Source organism: Pseudomonas corrugata (assembly GCF_050920615.1).
Classification (GTDB): Bacteria; Pseudomonadota; Gammaproteobacteria; order Pseudomonadales; family Pseudomonadaceae; genus Aquipseudomonas; species Aquipseudomonas corrugata.
Map to the genome: position 1 here is coordinate 5,552,783 of NZ_CP130434.1, position 24,086 is coordinate 5,576,868.

Here is a 24,086-nt window from a genome sequence, read left to right on the forward strand (position 1 = left end):
TCTGAACATGACCCGCTCATTACGCATCTTTTACATCGCACTGTTCCTGCTGATCCTCGCGGTCCTGGGCCTGTGGTCGATGCGCAGTTTCTTCGGTTTCAGTACCAACCCCGATGCCACCGTGCTCAACGGGCGCTGGACCAAGGCCGTCGAAACCCACTACGACGACGAGTTCCCGATCAAGCGCCTGGGCACCAACATCTGGGCCGCGCTGGACTACAAGCTGTTCAACGAGGGCCGCAAAGGCGTGGTCCTCGGCCGTGACCAGTGGCTGTACAGCGACGAAGAGTTCAACCCGATCGTCAACGAAGAGCTGAACCTGCAAGGCAACTATGCGCTGGTCGAAGGCGTACGCCAGAAACTCAAGGAACAGGGCATCACTCTGGTGATGGCAATCGTGCCGGCCAAGGCGCGGCTATATCCGGAGCACTTGGGTGAAGTGAAACCAGCGAGCATTCACGCCAATCTCTATAAGGACTTCCATGCCCGTGTGGCAGCCGACAAGATCCTCGCCCCCGACCTGCTCGGCCCGCTGCAACAGGCCAAGCAAAGCGGCCAGCAAGTATTCCTGCGCACCGACACCCACTGGACCCCGGAAGGCGCCCAGGTCGCAGCCGAAAACATTGCCAAGGCCATTGCCGAGCGTGCGCCCCTGAACGGCGAGCCACAACGTTTCGTCACCGAGCCTGTGGAAAAAATCACCCACAAGGGTGACCTGCGCCAGTTCCTGCCCCTGGACCCGCTGTTCGAAAACCTGATGCCGGCCCAGGAGCCGCTGGTCAAACGCGTCACCCGCGAAGCCGACGACCAGCCGGTCGGCGACGACGCGCTGTTTGCCGACGCCCAGGTTCCCGTGGCCCTGATCGGCACCAGCTACAGCGCCAATCCCAACTGGAACTTCGTCGGTGCACTCAAGCAAGCCCTGCACAGCGACGTCGTGAACTACGCCGAAGACGGCCATGGCCCGATTCTGCCGATGCTCAGCTACCTCAAGAGCGACGCTTTCAAGAACAGCCCTCCGCAAGTGCTGATCTGGGAGTTTCCTGAACGTTATCTGCCCGTGAACAACGAAATCGGCGACGCCGACCCGCAGTGGGTCGCAGAGCTCAAACAAGCCGGTGTGCGCCAACAGAACGTTGCCGCCAACACTCAATCCGAGACGCCCGACCGGGCGCAAAACTGAAAGAGAGGTCCACCATGACTTTCAACACTACTCCTCGCCGTCTCGCCGCTCGTTCCTTCAAGGCCGTTGCCCTGGTTGCCAGCATGAGCGCCCTTTCCTTCACCGCCTTTGCCGGTGATTCGGCCCTGTACGGCCCAGTCGCGCCAAAAGGCTCGAGCTTCGTGCGTGTCTACAACGCCAGCAACAGCGAAGTCAGCGCCACCGTCGGCAGCACCAACCTCAACGACGTAGCCCCATTGGCCAGCAGTGACTTCAGCTTCATGCCCGGTGGCGACTACAGCGCCAAGGTGGGCAGCCAGACCGTTCCGGTTAAACTGGCTCCCGATCACTACTACACCCTGGTCAACAACGCGAGCGGCCAGCCGCAACTGATCGAAGAACCACCGTTCAAGAACAAGCAGAAATCCCTGGTGCGTGTGCAGAACCTCACCGACAAGGCACTGACCCTCAAGACCGCCGACGGCAAGACCGAAGTGGTGCCGAACGTCGCGGCCAAGGGCCGTGGCGAGCGTGAAATCAATCCGGTGAAAGTCAGCCTGGCGCTGTTCGAGGGCGACAAGAAAGTCGGCGACCTCAAGCCCGTGGCCCTGGAGCGTGGCGAAGCGGCCGTGCTGTACGTCACCGGCTCCGGAAGCAGCTTGTCGCCGGTCTGGGTAAAGCGTCCAGTGTCGACCCGCTGACAGATTCACTCGACTGACGCTTACACCTGCGTGGGAGCGAGCCTGCTCGCGATTGCGGTATGACATTCAACATTGATGTCGATTGATACTCAGCTTTCGCGAGCAAGCCTGCTCCCACACTGAACCGAGGCGTCATTCGGGTACGGAACAAAAACAAGAGTGAAACGACAGAACGCAGTAGCTCTATAACCATTACGCTTCAAAGGAGTAACACACATGATTCCGGTGATCTTGTCAGGTGGTAGCGGCTCACGTCTTTGGCCGCTTTCGCGCAAGCAGTTCCCTAAACAGTTCCTGGCCCTGACCGGCGAACACACCCTGTTCCAGCAGACCCTCGAACGCCTGGTGTTCGAAGGCATGGATACGCCGATTGTGGTCTGCAACAAAGACCACCGTTTCATCGTCAATGAGCAGTTGAACGGTCGCAATCTGGAAGCCCAGCGTATCCTGATGGAACCGTTCGGCCGCAACACCGCGCCAGCGGTGGCGCTGACCGCGATGATGCTGGTCAACGAAGGTCGCGACGAGTTGATGCTGGTGTTGCCGGCCGACCACGTGATCGAAGACCAGAAAGCCCTGCAACGTGCCCTGGCCCTGGCCACCGTGGCCGCCGAGCGTGGCGAAATGGTGCTGTTCGGCGTACCGGCCACCAAACCGGAAACCGGCTACGGCTACATCAAGTCGACCAACGATGCGCTGCTGCCTGAAGGTGTGAGCCGTGTATCGCATTTCGTCGAAAAACCCGATGTCAAGCGCGCCACCGAGTTCGTCGACGCCGGTGGTTACTTCTGGAACAGCGGCATGTTCCTGTTCCGCGCCAGCCGTTTCCTCGAAGAGCTGAAAAAGCACGATCCGGATATCTACGACACCTGCCTGCTGACCCTGGAACGCAGTGAACAGACAGCGGACACCATCACCTTCGACGAAGCCACCTTCGCCTGCTGCCCGGACAACTCCATCGATTACGCCGTGATGGAAAAGACCCAGCGCGCCTGCGTGGTGCCGCTGTCGGCAGGCTGGAGCGATGTCGGCTGCTGGGCGTCGCTGTGGGAAGTCAACCCCAAGGATGCCGATGGCAACGTCACCAAGGGCGACGTGGTGGTCCAGGACAGCCGCAACTGCATGATCCATGGCAACGGCAAACTGGTGTCGGTGATCGGCCTGGAAAACATCGTGGTGGTCGAAACCAAGGACGCCATGATGATTGCCCACAAGGACAAGGTCCAAGACGTCAAGAAAATGGTCAACACCCTCAATGCCCGGGGTCGCACCGAAACCCAGAACCACTGCGAAGTCTATCGTCCGTGGGGCTCTTATGACTCGGTGGACATGGGCGGGCGCTTCCAGGTCAAGCACATCTCGGTCAAGCCGGGTGCGTGTCTGTCCTTGCAGATGCACCACCACCGCGCCGAACACTGGATCGTGGTCAGTGGCACCGCCGAAGTGACCTGCGACGAGAACGTGTTCCTGCTCACCGAAAACCAGTCGACCTACATCCCGATCGCGTCGGTTCACCGCCTGCGCAACCCGGGCAAGATCCCGCTGGAAATCATTGAAGTGCAGTCCGGCAGCTACCTGGGCGAAGACGACATCGAGCGCTTCGAAGACATCTACGGTCGCTCAACCCCGATCGAACGCGGCGTGTCGGTGAAAACCATCGCGCAGTAACGATCAGCAAGACAAGAAGCCCCCATCCAGCCCACTGCGTCCCCTATCCGCAGCGGGTTGGGTGGGGGCTTTTTAGTTGCTGCATTCGTATCTCTGATACTTATCTGGATTTTGAACGGGGCAACATTCTCGCTTTTATCACATATCGATGCGCCGTTCCGAATCGTTCTGCATTATTCATATAGGACTTTCCTTTGGGAATGTAATGCAGGGAAACTATTTGAATTTTGTTATACAGCGGAAACGTCACTTCGCCCTCAGACGCATACAGTCCCTCAGACACACCCGCATGTCCAGGTTCCAGCTGGAAGTGCCACATTATTGATTTACCGGAAACGTACCCCATCCCTGGATCTTTTGCCGTGGACATTATCAGTGGAGAATGGATCTCCAGGTTCATTGTTTTTTCTATCGCGCTGTCACCGCCCTTTTTTGCAAAGGTCGCAAGCCATGGATAGCTATTCAGTATGGCCGGCGAGTCTCCGCGAAAAACCTCCTTCACCTCTGCGCGACGATATCCAGACCATTGTGCATCTATTTCCCCAAGCACACCTTGAACCTCCAAGGCCTTTTCATGATCTATGTTTCTGGCGGGTGGAATCATATTACGCCCGATATCACGCCATGCATTCACGAACGTTGCCATATCAGCAATCGAACTGTAGTGCTCAATATTCAGTTTCTGAAGCGCTATTGAGAATGAAGAGTAGTAAGGGTATTCACCTCCCTGTTGTTTATACAATGCCGGATCTTTTTCAATGACCCACTTTTTTTTGATGAGTTGCTGGGGACCAGGCCCAGGAGGAAGCGGCGGACCGCCCATGGACGGAGGCGGCGGGGGCGGCGGTGAGCCGGAAGGACGCATGGGGGGCGGAGGGGGCGCAGCACCGGTGGGTATCCTGCCATCGGTGTCGGACAGCGTGATCGGGTTGTTGCGAACCATCCGATAGAAATTCAGCCCATCGATCGACCATGCCGGATCCGGACTGGCCCAGCGCTGCAACCACGGTACATAGAAACGATAGCCGTAATAGTAAAGCCCCGTCGCATCCCGCTCCTTGCCCGAATAGCGGACCGTCTTGTAGCTGACCTCGATCACATCGTCACCAGCCAGAAATGCAGTCTCACCGAAGGGGTAGAAGTGCTCCTGGCTGATGATTCGTCCATCACGGTCAAGCTCCAGGCCGATCGAGCCCAAGTGCTCGGAAAAACCGTATCGATAGCGGTCATTGGTTCCTGAAGGCGGCGTGCTTTCCCAGTGCAAGACCCGCACGCTGCCGAGCCCGCCCTGGGCGATGATGACTTGCAGTGATTCCCCGGTGCCGCTGTCGGCGCGCAGTTCCAGTCCCGGCAGATAACGCACCTCGGCGGCCAGGATCCGGGCTCCGCTATGCAGCGTACGAAGCTTGCGCACCCGCTGACCGCCGCCATCGTAGATATAGGTCTCGCTGTCATTGAACCCCGACTCTCGCTTGATCGGCGTGACCGAGCACAGCTGGTTGCGCAGGTCCCAGGCCAGGGTCCGACTGCTCTCCAACACCAGGCAGTTACCCCGCGCATCGAACGCCGCAGCGATCTCCTCCTCTGTCGGCGGCACCCCGTTACGGTACGGCAGGCAACGATTGCTGTAGCGCGCCGCGCGCAACTGACGACCATGGTTCTGCGTCCCGACATGGGTCAGTTCCAGCAGATTGCCGCTGTCGTCGTAGCGATAGGTTTGTCGGTAGTTGCTGAACGCGGCCGGGTCGAGCCGGCCCACAGGTCCTTGACTCTGAGCACCCGCCTCCCATCCGCTGGCCTCGATCAATTGATAGAGGCTGTCGTAACGGAAACGACTGACCGGGTCGATACGCTGATTGGCGAAGTAGCGCACCGGCAGGGCCTTGTCCTCGACCCCCAGTACGTTGCCCATGGGGTCGTAGGCGTAGATCAGGTGTTGCAAAGACTGGCCGGCCCGCCGGACATGGCGCTCCATCAGCCATCCGTCTTCAGGGGCATAAGTGAGCGTGGTCTGCACGTCGTTGCCGGCCATTTCCCGTTCGATCCGACCTTCGGCGTTGTAGTCGATCTCGCTCACCAGCGATTGCCATTGGCCCTGGCCCTGCAGCAGCAATTGGCTGCTGGACAACCGGCCCTCACGGGTCAACGCCTGGCGCTGACGGTTGCCCCTGGCGTCGACCTGCTCCAGCACATCGCCCAGCGGACCAAGACGCCACGTCGACAAAGCGCCGTCACCAGGCTCAAGCAGGGATTCGCGATCAGCTTCCGATGCCGGCCAGTCCGGCATGACCCCGTCCAGGCTGAAACGTCGGCTCAGGGCCAGGCTCTGGCCAGTCAGGGCAAAGGACTCCAGCGACAAGGTGCCCGCCGGGTCATCGTGGCGCATCAATTGTCCGTACTGATTGAAGGCCTGTAGGCCGTGGCTTGGAGCGCCATATTGCATACGCTCGACGCAGGTGCGCGGTTGCCCCCCAGCATGCTCGAACACCGCCACCGGACGGAGCAAGTCGTCGAAGGCCACGTCCCGCTGCGTGCCCCGGCCATCCCAGCCCCGCAGGCTTTCTCTGGCGAGCCCGGGCAGGTCGAGCTGCCGGCCCGCATCGACACTGTTCGCAAGCAGCACGGCGCCGGACAGCGCATACACCGTCGAAAGATTGGCCGGGGTCGCCCCATCGTCCTGTTGCAGGGCCCACAGTCGCGGGTCCCATTGCTTGACCGCGCGTCCGGCCAGGTCGAAAAGGCTGCGGTTGACCCGCGATTGCGCGGGCTCTCGCTCGAGCGTGCGGCAGTAATCGACCGAACGGACCGGCAGGAACCTTGGATCCACCGCAATCAGCCTCGGCGTACCGTGATCCATGCTCATGCCCCAGGCCTCCTGATAGTCGTACGGTCTGGCCGACATCTAACAAGGGGCAATCCCTGGTGACTACTGTCAGAGATAACAGTGACGACCGATGGAGCGGAATGGATGAGATAGGCATCGCTCGTCCCCTTCGGTAGGATGGAATGACGGTAACGGAGGCTTCGAACATGCTTATCGGCGTCTTGCTGGTCATTACCTGGCTGATCCTGCTGCTGCGCTATCCGGCCAAGGCGCTGCCGGTGTCCCTGGCAGCGTTCGTCGGCCTGGGGCTGGTCGCCGCCTGGGTGGTCTGGCAGGAAAACCGTGAAACCCGGCAACTGGCGCGCCTGGAGCTGCGCATCACCTATGCTCCCGAACGCTGCCCGGCCGATCGCCCGCTGTTGCTGAACATGAACAACGGCAACGACGTCCCCTTGGTTGAACTGCGCTGGCGAATCGCGGCCTACGCCCCCGGCGATACCATCAACCTGGCCGACACGCCCTACAGCGCACCGCGCTATCGGGGACCTGGTCAATTGCAGGCGGGCAAGGACTGGCAGGATTGCCTGCCCCTGCCCCCCCTGCGACCCGGCTACCGTCCGCAGACCCTGGAGTTTCGCGCTGAGCGATTGCAGGGTAGTTTCTCCGACTGATTTCTTTCTTCCTCCGCCTTTTTCCGCACAAGGAACGCGCCATGCCCGTTGCGTTGATTACCGGATGTTCCAGCGGCATCGGCCGCGCCCTCGCCGAGGCCTTCAAGGTCGCCGGGTATCAGGTCTGGGCCAGTGCCCGCAAAGCTGAGGACGTGGCCCAACTCAGCGTCGCCGGGTTCACCGCGGTGCAACTGGACGTGAACGATGGTCCGGCCCTGGAGCAATTGAGCGAACGGATCAACCAGCAGCACGGCGGCCTCGAAGTGCTGATAAACAACGCCGGCTACGGCGCCATGGGTCCACTGCTGGACGGTGGCGTACCGGCGATGCAACGTCAGTTCGAAACCAACGTGTTCGCCATCGTCGGCGTGACCCGGGCGCTGTTTCCGGTACTGCGCCGGGCCAAGGGTCTGGTGGTGAATATCGGCAGCGTGTCCGGTGTGCTGGTGACACCCTTTGCCGGCGCTTATTGCGCCTCGAAGGCCGCGGTGCATGCCTTGAGCGATGCGCTGCGCATGGAACTGGCGCCCTTCGGCATCCGCGTGATGGAGGTGCAGCCCGGCGCCATTGCCTCGAGCTTTGCGAAGAACGCCGGACATGAAGCCGAACGATTGCTCCACGAACAATCGCCCTGGTGGCCCCTGCGCGATGGTATCCGCGCCCGGGCCAAAGCGTCCCAGGACAACCCCACACCCGCCAGCGAATTCGCCGCCGGGCTGCTCAAGGCCGTGCAACAACCCAGACCACCCCGTCTGCTGCGCCTGGGCAATGGAAGCCGGGCGCTACCGTTGATGGCGGGATTACTGCCCAAAGGGATGCTGGAGAAAGGCCTGATGAAGCGATTCGGGCTCGGTCGGTCGCTTTAATCGAAACGGCATGGTTCCGGCGAAGCCCATCGACAACTGACCCACCGCCATCGCGAGCAAGCTCGGCTCCCACAGAGATTGGCGGCGAACACCAGTCTCTCGCACATGCAGGACGCATTGTGGGAGCAAGGCTTGCCCGCGATGACGGAGGCACTGGCAACCTCTCCTGCAACTGACCCACCGCTTCGCGAGCAGGCTCGCTCACACAGAGATTGGCGGCGAACACCAGTCTCTCGCACATGCAGGACGCATTGTGGGAGCAAGGCTTGCCCGCGATGACGGAGGCACTGGCAACCTCTCCTGCAACTGACCCACCGCTTCGCGAGCAGGCTCGCTCCCACGGAGATTGGCGGCGAACACTAGTCTCTCGCACATGCAGGAAGCATTGTGGGAGCAAGGCTTGCCCGCGATGACGGCGGCACTGGCAACCTCTCCTGCAACTGACCCACCGCTTCGCGAGCAGGCTCGTTCCCACAGAGATTGGCGGTGAACACCAGTCTCTCGCACATGCAGGAAGCATTGTGGGAGCAAGGCTTGCCCGCGATGACGGAGGCACTGGCAACCTCTCCTGCAACTGACCCACCGCTTCGCGAGCAGGCTCGCTCACACAGAGATTGGCGGTGAACACTAGTCTCTCGCACATGCAGGACGCATTGTGGGAGCAAGGCTTGCCCGCGATGACGGCGGCACTGGCAACCTCTCCTGCAACTGACCCACCGCTTCGCGAGCAGGCTCGCTCCCACGGAGATTGGCGGTGAACACTAGTCTCTCGCACATGCAGGACGCATTGTGGGAGCAAGGCTTGCCCGCGATGACGGCGGCACTGGCAACCTCTCCTGCAACTGACCCACCGCTTCGCGAGCAGGCTCGCTCCCACGGAGATTGGCGGCGAACACTAGTCTCTCGCACATGCAGGACGCATTGTGGGAGCAAGGCTTGCCCGCGATGACGGAGGCACTGGCAACCTCTCCTGCAACTGACCCACCGCTTCGCGAGCAGGCTCGCTCCCACAGAGATTGGCGGCGAACACTAGTCTCTCGCACATGCAGGAAGCATTGTGGGAGCAAGGCTTGCCCGCGATGACGGCGGCACTGGCAACCGCTCCTGCAACTGACCCATCGCCATCGCGAGCAAGCTCGGCTCCCACAGAGATTGGCGGCGAACACTAGTCTCTCGCACATGCAGGAAGCATTGTGGGAGCAAGGCTTGCCCGCGATGACGGCGGCACTGGCAACCTCTCCTGCAACTGACCCACCGCTTCGCGAGCAGGCTCGTTCCCACAGAGATTGGCGGTGAACACCAGTCTCTCGCACATGCAGGAAGCATTGTGGGAGCAAGGCTTGCCCGCGATGACGGAGGCACTGGCAACCTCTCCTGCAACTGACCCACCGCCATCGCGAGCAAGCTCGGCTCCCACAGAGATTGGCGGTGAACACTAGTCTCTCGCACATGCAGGAAGCATTGTGGGAGCAAGGCTTGCCCGCGATGACGACGGCACTGGCAACCTCTCCTGCAACTGACCCACCGCCATCGCGAGCAGGCTCGCACACAGGGATTTGTGGCGTTCTCAGGCCCTCAGTTGCCGGCCCGGGGCTCGACCACCACCGTACAGGTCATCCCCGCCGCCAGCAGCACGCTGTCAGGCACTTCGTCGAGATGAATCCTTACCGGCACCCGCTGGGCCAGGCGGACCCAGTTGAAGGTCGGGTTCACCTCGGCGATCAACTCGCGACTGACCGGATTGTCACGGTCGTAGATCCCGCGGGAGATGCTTTCCACATGTCCCTTCAGCACCTCGCCACTCATCAACTGCAACTGCGCCGAGTCGCCGATCCGCACCTTGGGTAGCTTGGTTTCCTCGAAGAAGCCATACACCCAGAACGAATTCATATCGACCACCGCCATCTTCGCCTCGCCGATGCGCGCATAGTCGCCACGGTGCACGTTGAGGTTAGTGACATAGCCATCCACGGCAGCGCGAACCTCAGTGCGCGACTGGTTCAATTCAGCCGCCTCCAGTTGCGCTTGGGCTTGCTGGTAATCAGCCAGGGCCGAGTCGGCGATGTTGCTGGCGTCGTCGCGGTTTTCCCGGGAAATCACCAGGCTGTCCAGGTCGGCGCGCCGATGGGCATTGACCTTGCGCATTTCCCATGTCGCCTTGCGCGATGCCACCAGGGATTGCGCCTGCTTGACCGCGATACGGTAATGCTCGGGATCGATGCGCATCAGCAGGTCGCCCTTTTTCACCTGCTGGTTGTCATGCACTGGCACCTCCACCACCTCGCCACTGACATCGGCGGCGACGTTGATGATGTCGGCGCGTACCCGACCATCGCGGGTCCAGGGTGTATTCATGTAATGAACCCACAATGCACGACCGATCCACAGCGCAAGGGCCAGCACCAGCAGCGTCGCAAGCAGACTGAAAAACTTTTTCATTGCATCGATCTCAACGGTATACCGTCAGTGCCAGGGCACCGAACAGACAGGTAAACAGACTCAGGCGCAACAGCGCCGGGTGCCAGAAAAAGCGATACAGGTCCAGCCCCGACAAGAAACGATCCAGGGCCCAGGCCAACGCTGCGGCGAGGAAAAACATCAAGGTCAAAGTGGGCATGTACACGCCATGGAAGGCGATTTCACGAGGCATGTTGACGGTCCTGGGGCAGCGCAGCGGCGAAGGCCACCACGGGCGATTGCGGATCCAGCAGCGAAGTGCGGATGAAATGCAGGTAGCTCTTCACCCGACGCAGGGCCGAGGTATCGAAATGCGGGGCGAAGGGTTCGTCGGTGGCCTGCACGCGGCAGATGGCCTGGTCTACCGCCACCAGGGCACGCTCCAGATTGCTCTGGCTCGGCTGGCGGAACAGCCGCACCAGGGCTCGTCCCATCACGCGGATGGCCTGGCGCCACGGCTGGCTCTCGGCGTAGGCCGGGTGCACCGGCAGGATCGCCTGCTCCTTGCGCAACTCGATAATCCCATGACCGACCTCCAGCACCACGAACATCCAACGCAAAAGCTCCCGTTGCACAGCAGGTTGTCCCGCCGCCAGGCCATAGGCCTGATGCAACAGGTCGCGGGTGCGACTCTCGAAGCCCGATGCCAGCCCCTTGAGTCTGCCGCTGATGGCAAATACCACTTGCTCGCGCAGATCCTGTTCGAGCCGGCGCCACAGCCAGCGACTGTTGGGCGGCAGGATAATCGCCCCGGCGGCGGCGCACACCAGCATGCCGAGGATCATCGCCAGGTAATCGTTGATAAAGGTGTAGGGGTTGTACACCGTCAGGTTGTCGGGCACCGACCCCGTACAGAAAAAGATCAGCAATCCAAGCCCAACCCCGGCGTATTGCGGCCGCGAACTGAGAAACGAGCCGAACATGATCACCGGCGCCAGCATCACGCAGAGCAGCGGGAAACCATCGATCAGCGGGAAGATGAAAAACATCTCGACGAAGCCGACCAGCGCCCCGAGCAACGTGCCGCACGCCATCTGGAAGGCCATGCGCTTGGGGTTCGGCGTGGCGGCCGACAAGCCCACCGTGGCGGCGGCGATCATCGTCATGGTTGCGCCGCTCGGCCAGGCCGTGGCGACCCAATAGCTGCCCAGCACCAGCAGAATGAAGCCAGCGCGCAACCCCGAAGCCGCGGCGGCCAGCCAGTTGGTCTGCGATAGGAACGGCTCGTCCCAGTGTTCACGTTCGTGACGGTGTTCGGCCAGGGACGCATGGGTCAGGGCGTAACCGTGCAGATCATCGACGAAGCGATAGAGCAGTTCGTAGGCGGTGTGGAAATCCAGCCACTGCGCGTTGCTCGGTTCTGTCTCCTGGAACGCGGCCCGCAACTCACGCACCTGTGCAGGCAAGTCAGCCTTGAAGCGGGCCAAGGCCTGGGCCAGCCGCGCCGCGTCCATATCGGTCAAGGCCCGTGCGCTGAAGCCGTCCAGCAATTCGGCGAGGTTCTGCAGACCGGGCTTGATGGCGTCCACCACATGATCGATGGCGCCGGCGCGCAAGCGCTGGAGCAACTGGTGCAAGGCATTGAAGCGCGTGGTGATGCCCATGAACTCACTGTTCAGGCGGCTGAGCCGGCCGTTGCGTCGGCGCATGTGTGGGTCTTCGAATACCGTCACGCTACGCAGGCTCTCCAGGCCCACCGCTTCGGCAATGAAACGCACGTTGGCGGCTTCGAATGCATCCCGCTGGCTACGCCCGCGCAAACCATCAGTGACGAACAGTGCAAACACCCCAAAGCGCTGGTACAAGGCGTTGCGCATGGCCGCGCTGGCGGTTTGCGGCACAATAGCGGCACTGACCAGCGTGGCACAGAGAATACCCAGGGAAATCTCCAGCACCCGCCAGAGTGCCGCCATGAACGCCCCCTCCGGATGGGCCAGGGCCGGCAGGCCGATCATTGCCGCGGTGTAGCCGGCCAACACAAAGCCGTAGGCCCGGAAGTTGCGATGACGCGCCGCGCCCGCCGTGCAGACACCAACCCAGAGGGTCAGGCAGCCAAGAAACCATTCGGTGTTCTGGGCGAACAGCGCGATCAGCGCCACCATCACTGCCGAACCGGCCAATGTGCCGAGAAAGCGGTAGAAGCTCTTGGCGAACACCTGACCACTCTGCGGCTGCATGACGATGAACACAGTGATCATGGCCGTGCGCGGTTGCGGCAGCTCCAGGCGCATTGCCAGCCACAACGTCAGGAACGCAGCAAACAGCACCTTGAAGATGTAAACCCAGGTCACCCCATCGCTGCGGGCCCAGTCGAAGAAGCCACGGCGCCATTCGAGGCGATAGAGCCAGCGTAAGGGAATCATTAAAGGGGTCATGTGCAAGCAATCACCACGGTGCGTATGCAGGATCAGGCGCGGCGTCACCGCCGGCATCCAGCCCACCGCCCAGGGCCGTCACCAGATCGGCATGGGCACCGAGGCGGGCAGCCTCCACCCGCTGTTGCACCTGTTGCTGCTTGAACAACAGGCTCTGGGCGTTGAGCACATTGAGGTAATCCGTCAGCCCGCGCTGGAACGCCACCAACGCAATATCGTAGGTGCGTTGCGCGGCGGCCACGGACTCGGCAGCGAAAGCCTGCTGCTTGTCCATGGACTCGCGACGGATCAATTGGTCGGAAATGCCTTTGAGCGCGTTCACCAGTGTCTGGTTGTAGTGCGCCACGGCGGCATCATAGCCGGCCGCCGCCTCGCCCAGCTGCGAGCGCAGGCGCCCCCCGTCGAAGATCGGCAGCGTGATGGCCGGCCCGACGCTGTAGGTCAGTTTCTTGCCCGTCAGGAATTCCAGCGCACCGCCGCCCGTGGCCATGTAGCCCAGGCCTCCCACCAGATCCACATTGGGATAGAAACCGGCCCTGGCCACATCGATGCCCCTTGCCTGAGCCGCCACTTGCCAGCGACCGGCAACCACATCCGGTCGCTGGCCCAGCAGCTCGGCGGGCAACGCCGACGGCAGCTTCAAGGGTGCACCCAGGGCCAGGGCCGGTCGCTGCAGATCCGCGCCCTCTCCCGGCCCCTTGCCCGCCAGCGCCGCCAATTGATTACGACTCAAGGCGATGGCTTCGTCGAGGGCATCGAGTTGCCGATGGGTCTCGGGCAATGGTGCCTGGGCCTGGCTGACTTCGAAATGAGTGCCGATGCCACCGTCGAGACGCTTTTGCGCCAGGTTGAGAATCTGTTCCTGCTGGCGCAGGGTCGCGGCGACGATATCGCGCTGGGCATAGTGCAGCGCAAAACGGATATAGGCCTGTACGACGTTGTTCTGCAACTCCAACTGCGCCTGCCGTGCCTCGGCGACGCTGGCATGGGCCAGGTCGACTGCCCGCTCGCTGGCGTTGCGCTCCCGCCCCCACAGGTCCAGGGCGTAGCTCAGGCCCAGGCCGGCGTCGTTGTCCCAGGTGGTCGTATTGGCCAGTTCGCCAGGACCGTAGAACTGATCGGTGGGCCAGTTGTGGCGCTTGAGAGTGGCCTGGCCATTGACCTGCGGCGACTCGGCCGCCTCGGCAACACCGGCCATGGCCTTGGCCTGTCGCACCCGGGCGGCAGTCAGGGCCAGGCTCGGGCTGTCCTGCACCGCCAGGTCGATCCAGCGATCCAGTTGCGGGTCGCCATAGGCCTTCCACCACTGGCGACTGGGCCAGTGGGCATCGCGGGCGGCCTCGCGGATCGCTTCATCGGTGGCCAGTCGGTCGGCTGACAACGCCTCGCCCCGGGGTGCGATCCCTCCTGTCCCGATGCAAGCGCTGAGGGTCAACGATAAAGCCCAAACACTGAGAGTCTTCAGCTCTCTGCTGATGCAACGCGGCACTTGCGCAAGATTCCTGGGAAAGGGACAAGGAAAAGCAACGAGCGTGCATGCCGGTTAAGCGACCTGTGGGAGCGAGCCTGCTCGCGAAGGCGGCGGCACCCGCCCTATCGCAGGCAACTGACCCAACGCCTCGCGAGCAGGCTCGCTCCCACATGAGGTCCGTGCCAGACAGCCCGCCCCTACAACGCCGGCAATTCTAGGCACCCAGCCAAACGGCGATAAGCCGATCTTTCTGCGAATCTTTGTTACCGTAAACGCGATAATCCATAAGTCGGATCCCGTAGCGCCGTAACTTCGTGTCACAATTTGCCATCGCCCTAGAGAGCCCTCCATGGACACCTTGCAAAACATGCGCGCGTTCTGCTGTGTTGCCGAAGCCGGCAGTTTCACCGCCGCCGCCGTGCAGCTCGATACCACGACAGCCAACGTCTCGCGTGCGGTTTCCAACCTGGAAGCCCATCTGCAAACCCGCTTGCTCAACCGCACCACCCGCCGCATTGCCCTGACCGAAGCCGGCAAACGCTATCTGTTGCGTTGCGAACAGATCCTGGCCTATGTCGAAGAAGCCGAAGCCGAGGCCAGCGACGCCCATGCCCGACCGGCCGGGCAGTTGAAGGTCCATACCATGACCGGTATCGGCCAGCATTTCGTGATCGATGCCATTGCCCGCTATCGCAAGACCCATCCGGACGTGAACTTCGACCTCACCCTGGCCAACCGCGTGCCGGACATCCTGGATGAGGGGTACGACGTCTCCATCGTGCTGGCCAGCGAACTGCCGGATTCGGGCTTCGTTTCCCAACGCCTGGGCATCACCTACAGCATCGTCTGTGCTTCACCTGCCTACGTGAAGGCCAACGGTTGCCCACAGAAACCCAGCGAGCTGCTCAACCACGCCTGCCTGCGCCTGGTCAGCCCGGTCATTCCGCTGGAGAAATGGGTGTTCGACGGCCCGGAAGGCCAGGAAATGGTCACCATCAACCAGTCACCCTTCCTGGTGAACTCCGCCGATGCGATGAAAACCGCAATCACCAGCGGCATGGGCGTAGGTGTATTACCGGTTTATGCGGCCATCGAAGGCCTGCGCAACGGCACGCTGGTGCGGGTAATGCCCCATTACCGTTCCCAGGAATTGAATCTCTACGCCATCTACCCTTCGCGCCAGTACCTGGATGCGAAGATCAAGACCTGGGTCGAGTACCTGCGAGGCTCGCTGCCGGAAATCCTGACAGCGCACCAGGCCGAGCTGACGGCGTATGAGTTGAGCGGCAGCCTGGCGGGCGCGCGAGCCGCGAATTGAAGTCGCCGGCCCCGTCACCAGGAACGCCCCTCAGCGCTTGCCCATCGAACGACGCGTGCCGGGAGGTGCGGCACCCGGGGATTTGGTGTGACCATCCTTCACACCGTTCTTGTACCACGGCAACTGTCCTGCCCCTTTGGCCGTGCCCAGTTCACCGGGCTTGAAGGGAAACTTGAAGGCCGGGATCGCTGCTTTGCCGCTCTCGGCGCTGGAAACATCGCCATCAGGCAGGTCGGCCGGTTCGCCGTTAGGGGAAGTCATGTAAATGCCGTTCACTCAAGGTAGGCCATCAATCCGTGGCGAAGGGGTTTGCTCCTCGCCACACGGTGTGCAAGCCGGGCCTGGAGGAAGACGCGGCGGCGCCAGTATACCCGGCCGCTGCCACAACGTATCGGGCGGATTCAACCTGAAATACGTCCGACAGTAATTCAGGACAAAACTGACAAGTCTGTCAGTTAGCCGTCACCTTCCTGACCGTCTCGCAACGCTATATAAGAACCTTGAAACTCCCTTCGTCCCGGACCGGCCTCCCACATCCATGCACATCCAGAAAAGAACCGTCCTGCTCGTAGCGCCATTGGTCGCCCTGGCGGCCCTCGCCCTCTGGTTCGTCATGAAGCCCATCGCCGCCAAACCCGGGAAGCCTGCTGCCGTTCCGGTACGGGTCGTCAGCGTGGAGCAGAAGGATGTACCGCGCTTTGCCAGCGGCATCGGCACGGTGCTGTCTCTGCACAGCGTGGTGATCCGCCCGCAGATCGACGGGATCCTCACCCGGTTGCTGGTCAGGGAGGGACAACGGGTGAGCAAGGGTGATTTGTTGGCGACCATCGACGATCGTTCCATTCGCGCCAGTCTCGACCAGGCGCGGGCCCAGCTCGGCGAAAGCCAGGCGCAACTGGCGGTGGCCCAGGTCAATCTCAGGCGTTACAAATTGCTGAGCGTCGATGACGGCGTCTCGAAGCAGACCTACGATCAACAGCAGGCCCTGGTCAATCAGCTCAAGGCCACCGCCCGGGGCAATCAGGCGGCCATCGATGCCGCACAGGTGCAGTTGTCCTTCACTCAGATTCGCTCCCCAGTGACCGGTCGCGTCGGCATCCGCAACGTGGACGAAGGCAATTTCCTGCGCACCAGCGACACCGAAGGCCTGTTCACCGTGACCCAGATCGACCCGATTGCGGTGGAGTTTTCCTTGCCCCAACAGATGCTGCCCACCTTGCAACGGATGATCGCCGCGCCCGAGCAGGCGCTGGTCAAGGCCTACATCGGCGCCGATGGCACGGCAGGGGAAATGCTTGGCGAGGGCCGGCTGAGCCTCATCGACAACCAGATCAACCCCAGCACCGGTACCTTGCGGGCCAAGGCAGAGTTCAGCAACGCCGGGCAAAGGCTGTGGCCCGGGCAACTGGTTACGCTGAAAATCCAGACCGCCCTCGACAAGGGTGCCCTGGTGGTCCCCCCGACCGTGGTCCAGCGCGGGCTGGACCAGCACTTCGTATACCGGCTCAAGGGGGACAAGGTCGAGAGCGTACCGGTTGAAATGGTTTACCAGGACAGCGACATGCAGATCCTCAAGGGGGTGGATGTCGGTGATCAACTGGTGAGTGACGGCCAGTCACGCCTCAGATCGGGGACCAGCGTCCAGGTACTCACCGCCCCACCGGTTGTCGCCAAAGCCACGGAGCCGCAACCATGAAGGGTCGCGGTTCGATTTCGGCGTGGTGCATAGACCACCCGGTCGCCACGGTGCTGCTGACGTTCGCCCTGATACTTCTGGGGAGTATTGCCTTCCCGCGTCTGCCCGTCGCCCCTTTGCCGGAGGCGGAATTCCCGACGATCCAGGTCAACGCCCAACTGCCCGGCGCCAGCCCCGAAACCATGGCATCCTCGGTGGCGACGCCGCTGGAAGTGCAGTTCAGTGCAATCCCCGGCATTACGCAGATGACTTCCAGCAGCGCCCTCGGCTCGACCAATCTGATCCTGCAATTCAGCCTCGCCAAGAGCATCGACACCGCCGCCCAGGAAGTGCAGGCGGCCATCAACACCGCCGCCGGCAAACTGCCCGGCGACATGCCGAACCTGCCCACCTGGCGCAAGGTCAACCCCGCAGACAGCCCGGTGCTGATCCTCAGTATCAGTTCCAGCCTGATGCCCGGCACCGAACTGAGCGACTACGTCGAAACGCTGCTTGCCCGTCAGATCAGCCAGATCGACGGCGTAGGACAAGTCAACATCACCGGTCAACAACGCCCGGCGATCCGGGTCCAGGCCTCCGCCGACCGTCTTGCCGCCATCGGCCTGACCCTGGCCGACATCCGTACGACACTCCAGCAGGCCAGCCTCAACCTGGCCAAGGGCGCGCTGTACGGCGACTCGAGCATCTCGACCTTGTCCACCAACGATCAACTGTTCCAGCCCGAGGAATACGGCGACCTCATCGTGTCCTACAAGGACGGGGCACCGGTGCAGCTCAAGGACATCGCCAAGGTGATCAATGGCTCGGAAAATGCCTACGTCCAGGCCTGGTCCGACAACGAGCCGGGGCTCAACCTGGTGATCTTCCGACAACCGGGGGCGAACATCGTCGAAACCGTCGACCGCATCCAGGCCGCCCTGCCCACCCTGGAAGCCATGCTGCCCGCCGCGGTGCAGGTCAAGGTGCTGATCGACCGCACCAGGACCATCCGTGCCTCGCTGCACGAGGTGGAGATCACCCTGCTGATCGCAGTGCTGCTGGTCGTGGCGGTCATGGCGCTGTTCCTGCGCCAGCTCTCGGCGACGCTGATCGTCTCGGCAGTGCTGGGTGTGTCCCTGACCGCGAGCTTCGCCCTGATGTACGTGATGGGCTTCAGCCTGAACAACCTGACCCTGGTGGCCATTGTCATCTCGGTGGGCTTCGTGGTGGACGACGCGATAGTGGTGGTGGAGAACATCCACCGGCATCTCGAGGCCGGTGACGGCATGCGTGAGGCGGCGATCAAGGGCGCCGGCGAAATCGGCTTCACGGTGATCTCCATCAGCTTCTCCCTGATTGCCGCGTTCATTCCGTTGTTGTTCATGGGCGGCGTGGTCGGTCGACTGTTCAAGGAGTTTGCCCTGACGGCCACCTCGACCATCCTGATTTCCGTGGTGGTGTCCCTGACCCTGGCGCCAACGCTGGCGGCGCTGTTCATGCGCGCACCGGTACATCATGTCCATCGAGGTCCGGGCTTTGGCGAACGACTGTTGGGTGGCTATGAAAGAGGCCTGCGCAAGGCATTGGCCCATCAGAGGCTGATGATCGGCGTGTTCGGCCTGACCCTGGCCTTGGCGGTGGCAGGTTATGTGTTCATTCCCAAGGGTTTCTTTCCGGTACAGGACACCGGTCTGGTTCTGGGCACCAGCGAAGCGGCCGCCGATGTGTCGTTCCCGGACATGGTGGCCAAGCACAAGGCCCTGGCCGAAATCGTCGCCGCCGACCCGGCGGTGCAGACGTTCTCCCACTTCGTCGGCGTCTCGGGCAGCAACCAGACCATTGCCAACGGTCGTTTCTGGATCGCCCTCAAGCCCCAAGGCGAACGTGACGTCTCGGCCAGCGGCTTCATCGACCGGATCCGCCCCAAGTTGCAGAAAATTCCCGGCGTGGTGCTGTACCTGAGGGCCGGACAGGACATCAACCTCGGTTCCGGCCCCAGTCGCGCCCAGTATCAGTACGTCCTCAAGAGCAACGACGGGCCAACCCTCAATGCCTGGACCGAGAAACTCACCGACAGATTGCGCAGCAACCCGGCGTTCCGCGATATCTCCAACGACCTGCAACTGGGCGGCAGCATTACCCACATCAACATCGACCGCAGCGCGGCGGCACGCTTCGGTCTGACCGCCAGCGATGTCGACCAGGCGCTGTACGACGCGTTCGGCCAGCGGCAGATCAACGAGTTCCAGACCGAGACCAACCAGTACAACGTGATCCTGGAACTCGACACCCGGCAACGTGGCAAGGCCGAAAGCCTGGCCTACTTCTACCTGCGCTCGCCGCTGAGCGGGGAAATGGTGCCGCTATCGGCCCTGGCCCGCTTCGATCCACCCACCAACGGCCCGCTGTCCATTGCCCACGATGGCATGTTCCCGGCCGCCAACCTGTCGTTCAACCTGGCGCCAGGCGTGGCACTGGGAGACGCGGTACGCATGCTCGACCAGGCGAAGAACGACATCGGCATGCCGGCCGCAATCAGCGGCAACTTCCAGGGCGCGGCACAGGCTTTCCAGAGCTCCCTGGCCAGCCAGCCGTGGCTGATCGTCGCCGCGCTGGTGGCGGTGTATATCATTCTCGGCGTGCTCTACGAGAGCTTCGTGCATCCACTGACCATCATCTCCACCCTGCCCTCCGCCGGCCTCGGCGCCCTGATCATGCTCTGGCTGATGGGCCGGGATTTTTCGATCATGGCGCTGATCGGGCTGGTGCTGCTGATCGGCATCGTCAAGAAAAACGGCATCCTGATGATCGACTTCGCTCTTGAGGCGCAGCGCAATGGCGGACTGACACCGCAGGAGGCGATTTTCCAGGCAGGCATGACCCGGTTCCGCCCGATCATCATGACTACCCTGGCCGCCCTGCTCGGCGCCTTGCCGCTGATGCTCGGCCACGGTCCCGGCGCGGAATTGCGCCAGCCCCTGGGCATTGCGGTGGTCGGTGGCCTGCTGGTGAGCCAGGCGCTGACGCTGTTCACCACACCGGTCATATACTTGTGGCTCGAGCGGTTGTTCCATCGACCCGACCATCATCCCGGGCCTGCGCCAGCCAGGGCGCGGGCGACTACAGACTGAGGCGGGGCCATGCGCGTTCTGATCATCGAAGACGAAGAAAAAACCGCGGACTACCTGCATCGTGGCCTGACCGAACAGGGCTACATCGTGGACGTGGCCCCCGACGGCGTTGAAGGGCTGCACCTGGCCCTGGAAAGCGAATATGCAGTGATCGTGCTCGACGTGATGCTACCGGGTCTGGATGGTTTCGGCGTGCTGCGAGCCTTGCGCGCCCGCAAGCAGACACCGGTGATCATGCTCACCGCCCGGGAACGGGTCGAAGACCGCATCAAGGGCCTGCGCGATGGTGCCGACGACTACCTGGGCAAACCGTTCTCCTTCCTGGAGCTGGTGGCCCGCCTGCAAGCCCTGACCCGTCGCAGCGGCAGCCATGAACCGTTGCAGGTGAGCATCGCCGACCTGTGGATCGACCTGATCAGCCGCAAGGCCACCCGCGCCGGCCAACGTCTGGACCTGACGGCCAAGGAGTTCTCGCTGCTCAGTGTCCTGGCCCGCCGCCAGGGTGAAATCCTCTCCAAGACCGCCATCGCCGAAATGGTCTGGGACATCAATTTCGACAGCGACGCCAACGTCGTGGAGGTGGCGATCAAACGCCTGCGGGCCAAGCTAGACGGCCCCTTCGAGCAGAAGTTGCTGCACACCATTCGCGGGATGGGCTATGTGCTGGAAAATCGCAGTGAGTAACAGTATCGCGCTACGCCTCAGCGGCCTGTTCACACTGGTTGCCGCGCTGGTGTTCCTGTTGATCGGCGGCGCCTTGTACCAGCAGGTCGAAAAAGGCCTGGGCCTGTTGCCCGAAGCCGAACTCGATGCCCGCTACAGCGTGCTCGAGTCCACGGTCGGCCGTTATGGCACACCCGAGCACTGGGTGAAGATCCACAACAAACTGCGCTTGCTGGGCGAGGAAGACAAGCGCATCCACTTCTGGATCGTCAGCGGAGATCCTCACTTCGAATATGGCGATCCCGATCAGCAGATCCGGGCCTTCACCGAAGGGCCACTGGGTAAGCGTGACCTGCAACTGCCCAACAGCCACTACCCGATGAAAGTGCTGGTGAGCCAGTTTCCGGCCAAGGATCAACGACCGCCGTTGCGCTTCATGATCGGCATCGACACCGAGACGTTCTACCAGACCCAGCATCGCCTGCTGGTGGCCTTGGTGAGCCTGGCGGTTATCGGGGTGCTGCTCGCTTCCCTGCTGGGTTACTGGGTCGCACATATCGGCCTCAAGCCACTGATCAAGCTCTCCGATGAAGCCCGGCGCCTGGCCCCTCCGCGCCTGTCCGGGCGCCTGCGGCTATCGCCTTTGCCACCAGAACTGAGCCAGTTCGTCAGTTCCTTCAACACCACCCTCGATCGGGTCGAACAAGCCTATTCGCGCCTGGAATCGTTCAACGCCGACGTAGCCCATGAACTGCGCTCGCCCCTGACCAACCTCATCGGCCAGACCCAGGTGGCGCTGACTCGCGGTCGTTCGGCCGAACATTATTTCGAGGTACTGCAATCGAACCTCGAAGAACTGGAACGGCTGCGCTCGATCATCAATGACATGCTCTTCCTCGCCAGCGCCGACCAAGGCAGCAAGGCCACCACGCTGACCATCACGTCCTTGGCCGACGAAGTGGCAACCACCCTCGATTACCTGGACTTCATCCTCGAAGACGCACAGGTCCAGGTGCGAGTCAGCGGCGACGCACAGGCCAGCATCGAGATCGCCCATCTGCGCCGGGCGCTGATCAATCTGCTGAGCAACGCCGTGCAGCATACTGCGCCCGGACAAGTCATCGACGTACGTATTGAAGCCCAGGCCGACCAGGTCACCCTTGCCGTCACCAACCCCGGCGAACCCATCGCCAACGAACATCTGCCGCGGCTGTTCGAACGTTTCTACCGGGTCGACGCCTCTCGGAGCAACAGTGGCGCCAACCATGGGCTGGGGCTGGCCATTGTCAGGGCGATCGCGCTGATGCACGGCGGGGATGTTTTCGTGCATAGCGACCGCGGTGCCAATACCTTCGGCATCCGTTTGCCGACCGACCTGCCCCGAGCGAGCTGATCGTCTTTTCCAAGCCTTTGAATGCTGGGCGAAAGGCAATTAGCCCAGAATCAGGGAGCCATGGTCATCGGCTTTGGCTTTGGCTTTGGCTTTGGCTTGAACACTGATTGCCCGCTCTCTCCGATCCAAGCACAATCAGCAAAAGGCCAGCATCTGGTTAACTGCCAGCTATGCTCCCCTCGGAATGGATCGACCCTATAGACATCGGAATCATGAGCACCAGCAGTGCGACACCCGGCAGCACCCCGCTTCCGATACGTTCGGAGCGGGTACTCGTACTGGCCAGCTCACTGGTTGTCATTGCCATCCTGTGCATCGTGACCTTCCTGCTGATTCGCGAACACACCAGTGCCCGCGAAGCCGCAACACGTGCGGCCACCAATATCGTGCAGTTGATTGATGCCGATGTGCTGCGCAACGTCGAACTCTACGACGTCTCGGTGCAAGGCCTGATTGCCGCGGCCAAGCGCGAAGACCTGAAAACCGTTTCACCGCAAATCCGTCACCTGGCGATGTTCGACCGCGCCACCGCCGCGCCCTACAAAGGCGACATCTTGTTGCTGGACAAACAAGGTGACGTGATCGCTGACTCGGCCTCGGTCCAACCACGCGCCGGTAACTATGCTGAGCGCGAGTATTTCCGCTCCCACGTCCAGAACCCAAGCCCGGACATGATGATCAGCCGTCCCTTCCGAGCCAGGAGTAACGAGCACGACTGGCGTATCAGTTTCAGTCGTCGGCTGAGCGATGACCGCGGCGACTTCCTGGGCGTGGCCGAAGCTGCGATGCGCTTGAGTTACTTCAGCCAGTTGTTCAAGAGTTTGAACATCGGGCATGGGGGCACCGTCAACCTGATCAGTCGCGACGGAATCCTGCTGGCACAGGAACCGCCCCTGGCCGAGGACATCATCGGCCGGGATTTCAGCAACCGGCCGAACTTCGTGCGCATCCTGCATGACGGAAATGGCAGCTTCACCGGTATTTCCGGTTCCGACCAGAAACAGCGCCTCTACACCTTTTCCCAGGTTGGCAACTTGCCGTTGATCGTCGTGGTGGCGCTCTCCTCCGAGGAAGTTTTCGCTTCATGGCTACGCACGACGCTGATGGTCAGCGGCGCTACCGGCGCGCTGTGCATCGGTCTGCTCTGGCTCACCTGGCTGCTACGCAGGGAACTGAGACGCCGCCATCGTGCTGAACGGGAACTGGCCCAACGGGCGGCCACCGATCCACTGACGGGCCTGGCTAACCGCAGGGCCCTGGACGAGACGCTGCAAAGAGAATGGCTACGTACCTTGCGCTCGGGCCAACCACTGTCGGTACTGATGGTCGATGCCGACCACTTCAAGGCATTCAACGATCGCCATGGCCATCAACAGGGTGACGAGGTCCTGAGGACCTTGGCACGACTGATCGGTGAACGTGTCCGTCGTCCGGCCGACCTGGCCGCGCGCTATGGCGGTGAAGAGTTTTCGGTGGTGTTACCGGAAACCAACACTGCCGGGGCGTTTGCCATGGCCCAGAGCATTCGCGAGGCGGTGGAACAATTACCCCCCGTCCAGCCGGGCGAGCCCCCCATGACTGTCAGCATCGGCATCGCGACGTGGTCCCAAGGCCCGTATGGCGACCTCGAACAGCTCCTATTCGCCGCCGACAAGGCGCTATACAAGGCCAAGGCCAGCGGGCGCAATTGCGTGGTCTGCGCGATGTGATA

17 protein-coding genes are annotated in these 24,086 nt (G+C 62.0%); 11 read left to right on the top strand and 6 right to left on the bottom strand.

What is annotated here, in order from left to right; genetic code table 11:
- Positions 1-7: 7 nt before the first annotated feature.
- From QZH45_RS24760 to QZH45_RS24770, 3 genes are all read left to right on the top strand, one after another.
- Positions 8-1,183: an alginate O-acetyltransferase gene (locus tag QZH45_RS24760; protein WP_024777603.1), complete on the top strand. Its 1,176-nt coding sequence runs from the start codon at positions 8-10 to the stop codon at positions 1,181-1,183.
- Positions 1,184-1,197: 14 nt separating this feature from the next.
- A complete protein-coding gene (locus QZH45_RS24765) occupies positions 1,198-1,863 on the top strand; it encodes an alginate O-acetyltransferase AlgF (RefSeq protein WP_024777602.1) in 666 nt (221 codons plus the stop codon).
- Positions 1,864-2,079: 216 nt separating this feature from the next.
- Positions 2,080-3,531 carry a mannose-1-phosphate guanylyltransferase/mannose-6-phosphate isomerase gene (locus QZH45_RS24770; RefSeq protein WP_024777601.1) on the top strand — a complete coding sequence of 484 codons (1,452 nt, stop codon included), beginning with the start codon at positions 2,080-2,082 and terminating at the stop codon, positions 3,529-3,531.
- Between the two features lie 100 nt (positions 3,532-3,631).
- On the opposite strand, the gene QZH45_RS24775 is transcribed toward QZH45_RS24770, so the two are convergent.
- Positions 3,632-6,394: an RHS repeat-associated core domain-containing protein gene (locus tag QZH45_RS24775; RefSeq protein WP_053191666.1), complete on the bottom strand. Its 2,763-nt coding sequence runs from the start codon at positions 6,392-6,394 to the stop codon at positions 3,632-3,634.
- A 167-nt stretch (positions 6,395-6,561) separates the two neighbouring features.
- On the opposite strand from QZH45_RS24775, the gene QZH45_RS24780 reads away from it, so the two are divergent.
- Entirely contained in the window at positions 6,562-7,026 is a 465-nt protein-coding gene (locus QZH45_RS24780) for a hypothetical protein (protein WP_024777599.1), read from the top strand.
- Positions 7,027-7,067: 41 nt separating this feature from the next.
- On the top strand, positions 7,068-7,892 hold the full coding sequence (locus tag QZH45_RS24785) for an SDR family oxidoreductase (protein WP_053191668.1): 825 nt from the start codon (positions 7,068-7,070) through the stop codon (positions 7,890-7,892).
- Between the two features lie 1,575 nt (positions 7,893-9,467).
- On the opposite strand, the gene QZH45_RS24790 is transcribed toward QZH45_RS24785, so the two are convergent.
- The 4 genes from QZH45_RS24790 to QZH45_RS24805 are packed head-to-tail and all read right to left on the bottom strand — an operon-like array spanning position 9,468 to position 14,213.
- Positions 9,468-10,331 (bottom strand): efflux RND transporter periplasmic adaptor subunit, encoded by an 864-nt coding sequence (locus QZH45_RS24790; RefSeq protein ID WP_024780657.1) that lies wholly within the window; start codon positions 10,329-10,331, stop codon positions 9,468-9,470.
- A gap of 10 nt (positions 10,332-10,341) precedes the next feature.
- Positions 10,342-10,542 (bottom strand): DUF1656 domain-containing protein, encoded by a 201-nt coding sequence (locus QZH45_RS24795; RefSeq protein ID WP_024780658.1) that lies wholly within the window; start codon positions 10,540-10,542, stop codon positions 10,342-10,344.
- The gene (locus QZH45_RS24800; protein ID WP_055135910.1) at positions 10,532-12,724 is read right to left on the bottom strand and encodes an FUSC family protein; all 2,193 of its coding nucleotides are present in this window, start codon (positions 12,722-12,724) and stop codon (positions 10,532-10,534) included. The genes QZH45_RS24795 and QZH45_RS24800 overlap by 11 nt, the downstream gene beginning before the upstream one ends.
- A 10-nt stretch (positions 12,725-12,734) precedes the next feature.
- On the bottom strand, positions 12,735-14,213 hold the full coding sequence (locus QZH45_RS24805; protein WP_053194327.1) for an efflux transporter outer membrane subunit: 1,479 nt from the start codon (positions 14,211-14,213) through the stop codon (positions 12,735-12,737).
- A gap of 331 nt (positions 14,214-14,544) precedes the next feature.
- On the opposite strand from QZH45_RS24805, the gene QZH45_RS24810 reads away from it, so the two are divergent.
- A complete protein-coding gene (locus QZH45_RS24810) occupies positions 14,545-15,513 on the top strand; it encodes a LysR family transcriptional regulator (protein WP_024780661.1) in 969 nt (322 codons plus the stop codon).
- A 30-nt stretch (positions 15,514-15,543) separates the two neighbouring features.
- On the opposite strand, the gene QZH45_RS24815 is transcribed toward QZH45_RS24810, so the two are convergent.
- Positions 15,544-15,774, bottom strand: a complete 231-nt coding sequence (locus QZH45_RS24815; RefSeq protein WP_053194328.1) for a hypothetical protein — start codon at positions 15,772-15,774, stop codon at positions 15,544-15,546.
- Positions 15,775-16,051: 277 nt separating this feature from the next.
- Here QZH45_RS24815 and QZH45_RS24820 point away from each other — a divergent pair, with 277 nt between their 5' ends.
- The 5 genes from QZH45_RS24820 to QZH45_RS24840 all read left to right on the top strand — a co-directional run bounded on the left by QZH45_RS24820 (position 16,052) and on the right by QZH45_RS24840 (position 24,084).
- Positions 16,052-17,209: an efflux RND transporter periplasmic adaptor subunit gene (locus QZH45_RS24820; RefSeq protein ID WP_024780663.1), complete on the top strand. Its 1,158-nt coding sequence runs from the start codon at positions 16,052-16,054 to the stop codon at positions 17,207-17,209.
- Positions 17,206-20,319, top strand: a complete 3,114-nt coding sequence (locus QZH45_RS24825) for a multidrug efflux RND transporter permease subunit (protein WP_053194329.1) — start codon at positions 17,206-17,208, stop codon at positions 20,317-20,319. Before QZH45_RS24820 ends, QZH45_RS24825 begins: the two co-directional genes overlap by 4 nt.
- Positions 20,320-20,328: 9 nt before the next feature.
- Positions 20,329-21,003: a heavy metal response regulator transcription factor gene (locus tag QZH45_RS24830; protein WP_024780665.1), complete on the top strand. Its 675-nt coding sequence runs from the start codon at positions 20,329-20,331 to the stop codon at positions 21,001-21,003.
- Positions 20,978-22,375, top strand: a complete 1,398-nt coding sequence (locus QZH45_RS24835) for a heavy metal sensor histidine kinase (RefSeq protein WP_053194330.1) — start codon at positions 20,978-20,980, stop codon at positions 22,373-22,375. Before QZH45_RS24830 ends, QZH45_RS24835 begins: the two co-directional genes overlap by 26 nt.
- A gap of 212 nt (positions 22,376-22,587) precedes the next feature.
- Complete coding sequence (locus tag QZH45_RS24840) at positions 22,588-24,084, top strand: sensor domain-containing diguanylate cyclase (protein ID WP_024781282.1); 1,497 nt, start codon at positions 22,588-22,590, stop codon at positions 24,082-24,084.
- The last annotated feature ends 2 nt before the right edge of the window (positions 24,085-24,086 follow it).

Excerpts from the sequence above, each read along its gene's own strand:
- QZH45_RS24795 (WP_024780658.1), bottom strand. The coding sequence starts at position 10,542 with ATGCCTCGTGAAATCGCCTTCCATGGCGTGTACATGCCCACTTTGACC.
- QZH45_RS24820 (WP_024780663.1), top strand. The coding sequence starts at position 16,052 with ATGCACATCCAGAAAAGAACCGTCCTGCTCGTAGCGCCATTGGTCGCC.
- QZH45_RS24835 (WP_053194330.1), top strand. The coding sequence starts at position 20,978 with ATGTGCTGGAAAATCGCAGTGAGTAACAGTATCGCGCTACGCCTCAGC.
- QZH45_RS24830 (WP_024780665.1), top strand. The coding sequence starts at position 20,329 with ATGCGCGTTCTGATCATCGAAGACGAAGAAAAAACCGCGGACTACCTG.
- QZH45_RS24775 (WP_053191666.1), bottom strand. The coding sequence starts at position 6,394 with ATGAGCATGGATCACGGTACGCCGAGGCTGATTGCGGTGGATCCAAGG.
- QZH45_RS24825 (WP_053194329.1), top strand. The coding sequence starts at position 17,206 with ATGAAGGGTCGCGGTTCGATTTCGGCGTGGTGCATAGACCACCCGGTC.
- QZH45_RS24810 (WP_024780661.1), top strand. The coding sequence starts at position 14,545 with ATGGACACCTTGCAAAACATGCGCGCGTTCTGCTGTGTTGCCGAAGCC.
- QZH45_RS24790 (WP_024780657.1), bottom strand. The coding sequence starts at position 10,331 with ATGAAAAAGTTTTTCAGTCTGCTTGCGACGCTGCTGGTGCTGGCCCTT.
- QZH45_RS24780 (WP_024777599.1), top strand. The coding sequence starts at position 6,562 with ATGCTTATCGGCGTCTTGCTGGTCATTACCTGGCTGATCCTGCTGCTG.
- QZH45_RS24785 (WP_053191668.1), top strand. The coding sequence starts at position 7,068 with ATGCCCGTTGCGTTGATTACCGGATGTTCCAGCGGCATCGGCCGCGCC.
- QZH45_RS24760 (WP_024777603.1), top strand. The coding sequence starts at position 8 with ATGACCCGCTCATTACGCATCTTTTACATCGCACTGTTCCTGCTGATC.
- QZH45_RS24770 (WP_024777601.1), top strand. The coding sequence starts at position 2,080 with ATGATTCCGGTGATCTTGTCAGGTGGTAGCGGCTCACGTCTTTGGCCG.
- QZH45_RS24800 (WP_055135910.1), bottom strand. The coding sequence starts at position 12,724 with ATGACCCCTTTAATGATTCCCTTACGCTGGCTCTATCGCCTCGAATGG.
- QZH45_RS24815 (WP_053194328.1), bottom strand. The coding sequence starts at position 15,774 with ATGACTTCCCCTAACGGCGAACCGGCCGACCTGCCTGATGGCGATGTT.
- QZH45_RS24840 (WP_024781282.1), top strand. The coding sequence starts at position 22,588 with ATGAGCACCAGCAGTGCGACACCCGGCAGCACCCCGCTTCCGATACGT.
- QZH45_RS24765 (WP_024777602.1), top strand. The coding sequence starts at position 1,198 with ATGACTTTCAACACTACTCCTCGCCGTCTCGCCGCTCGTTCCTTCAAG.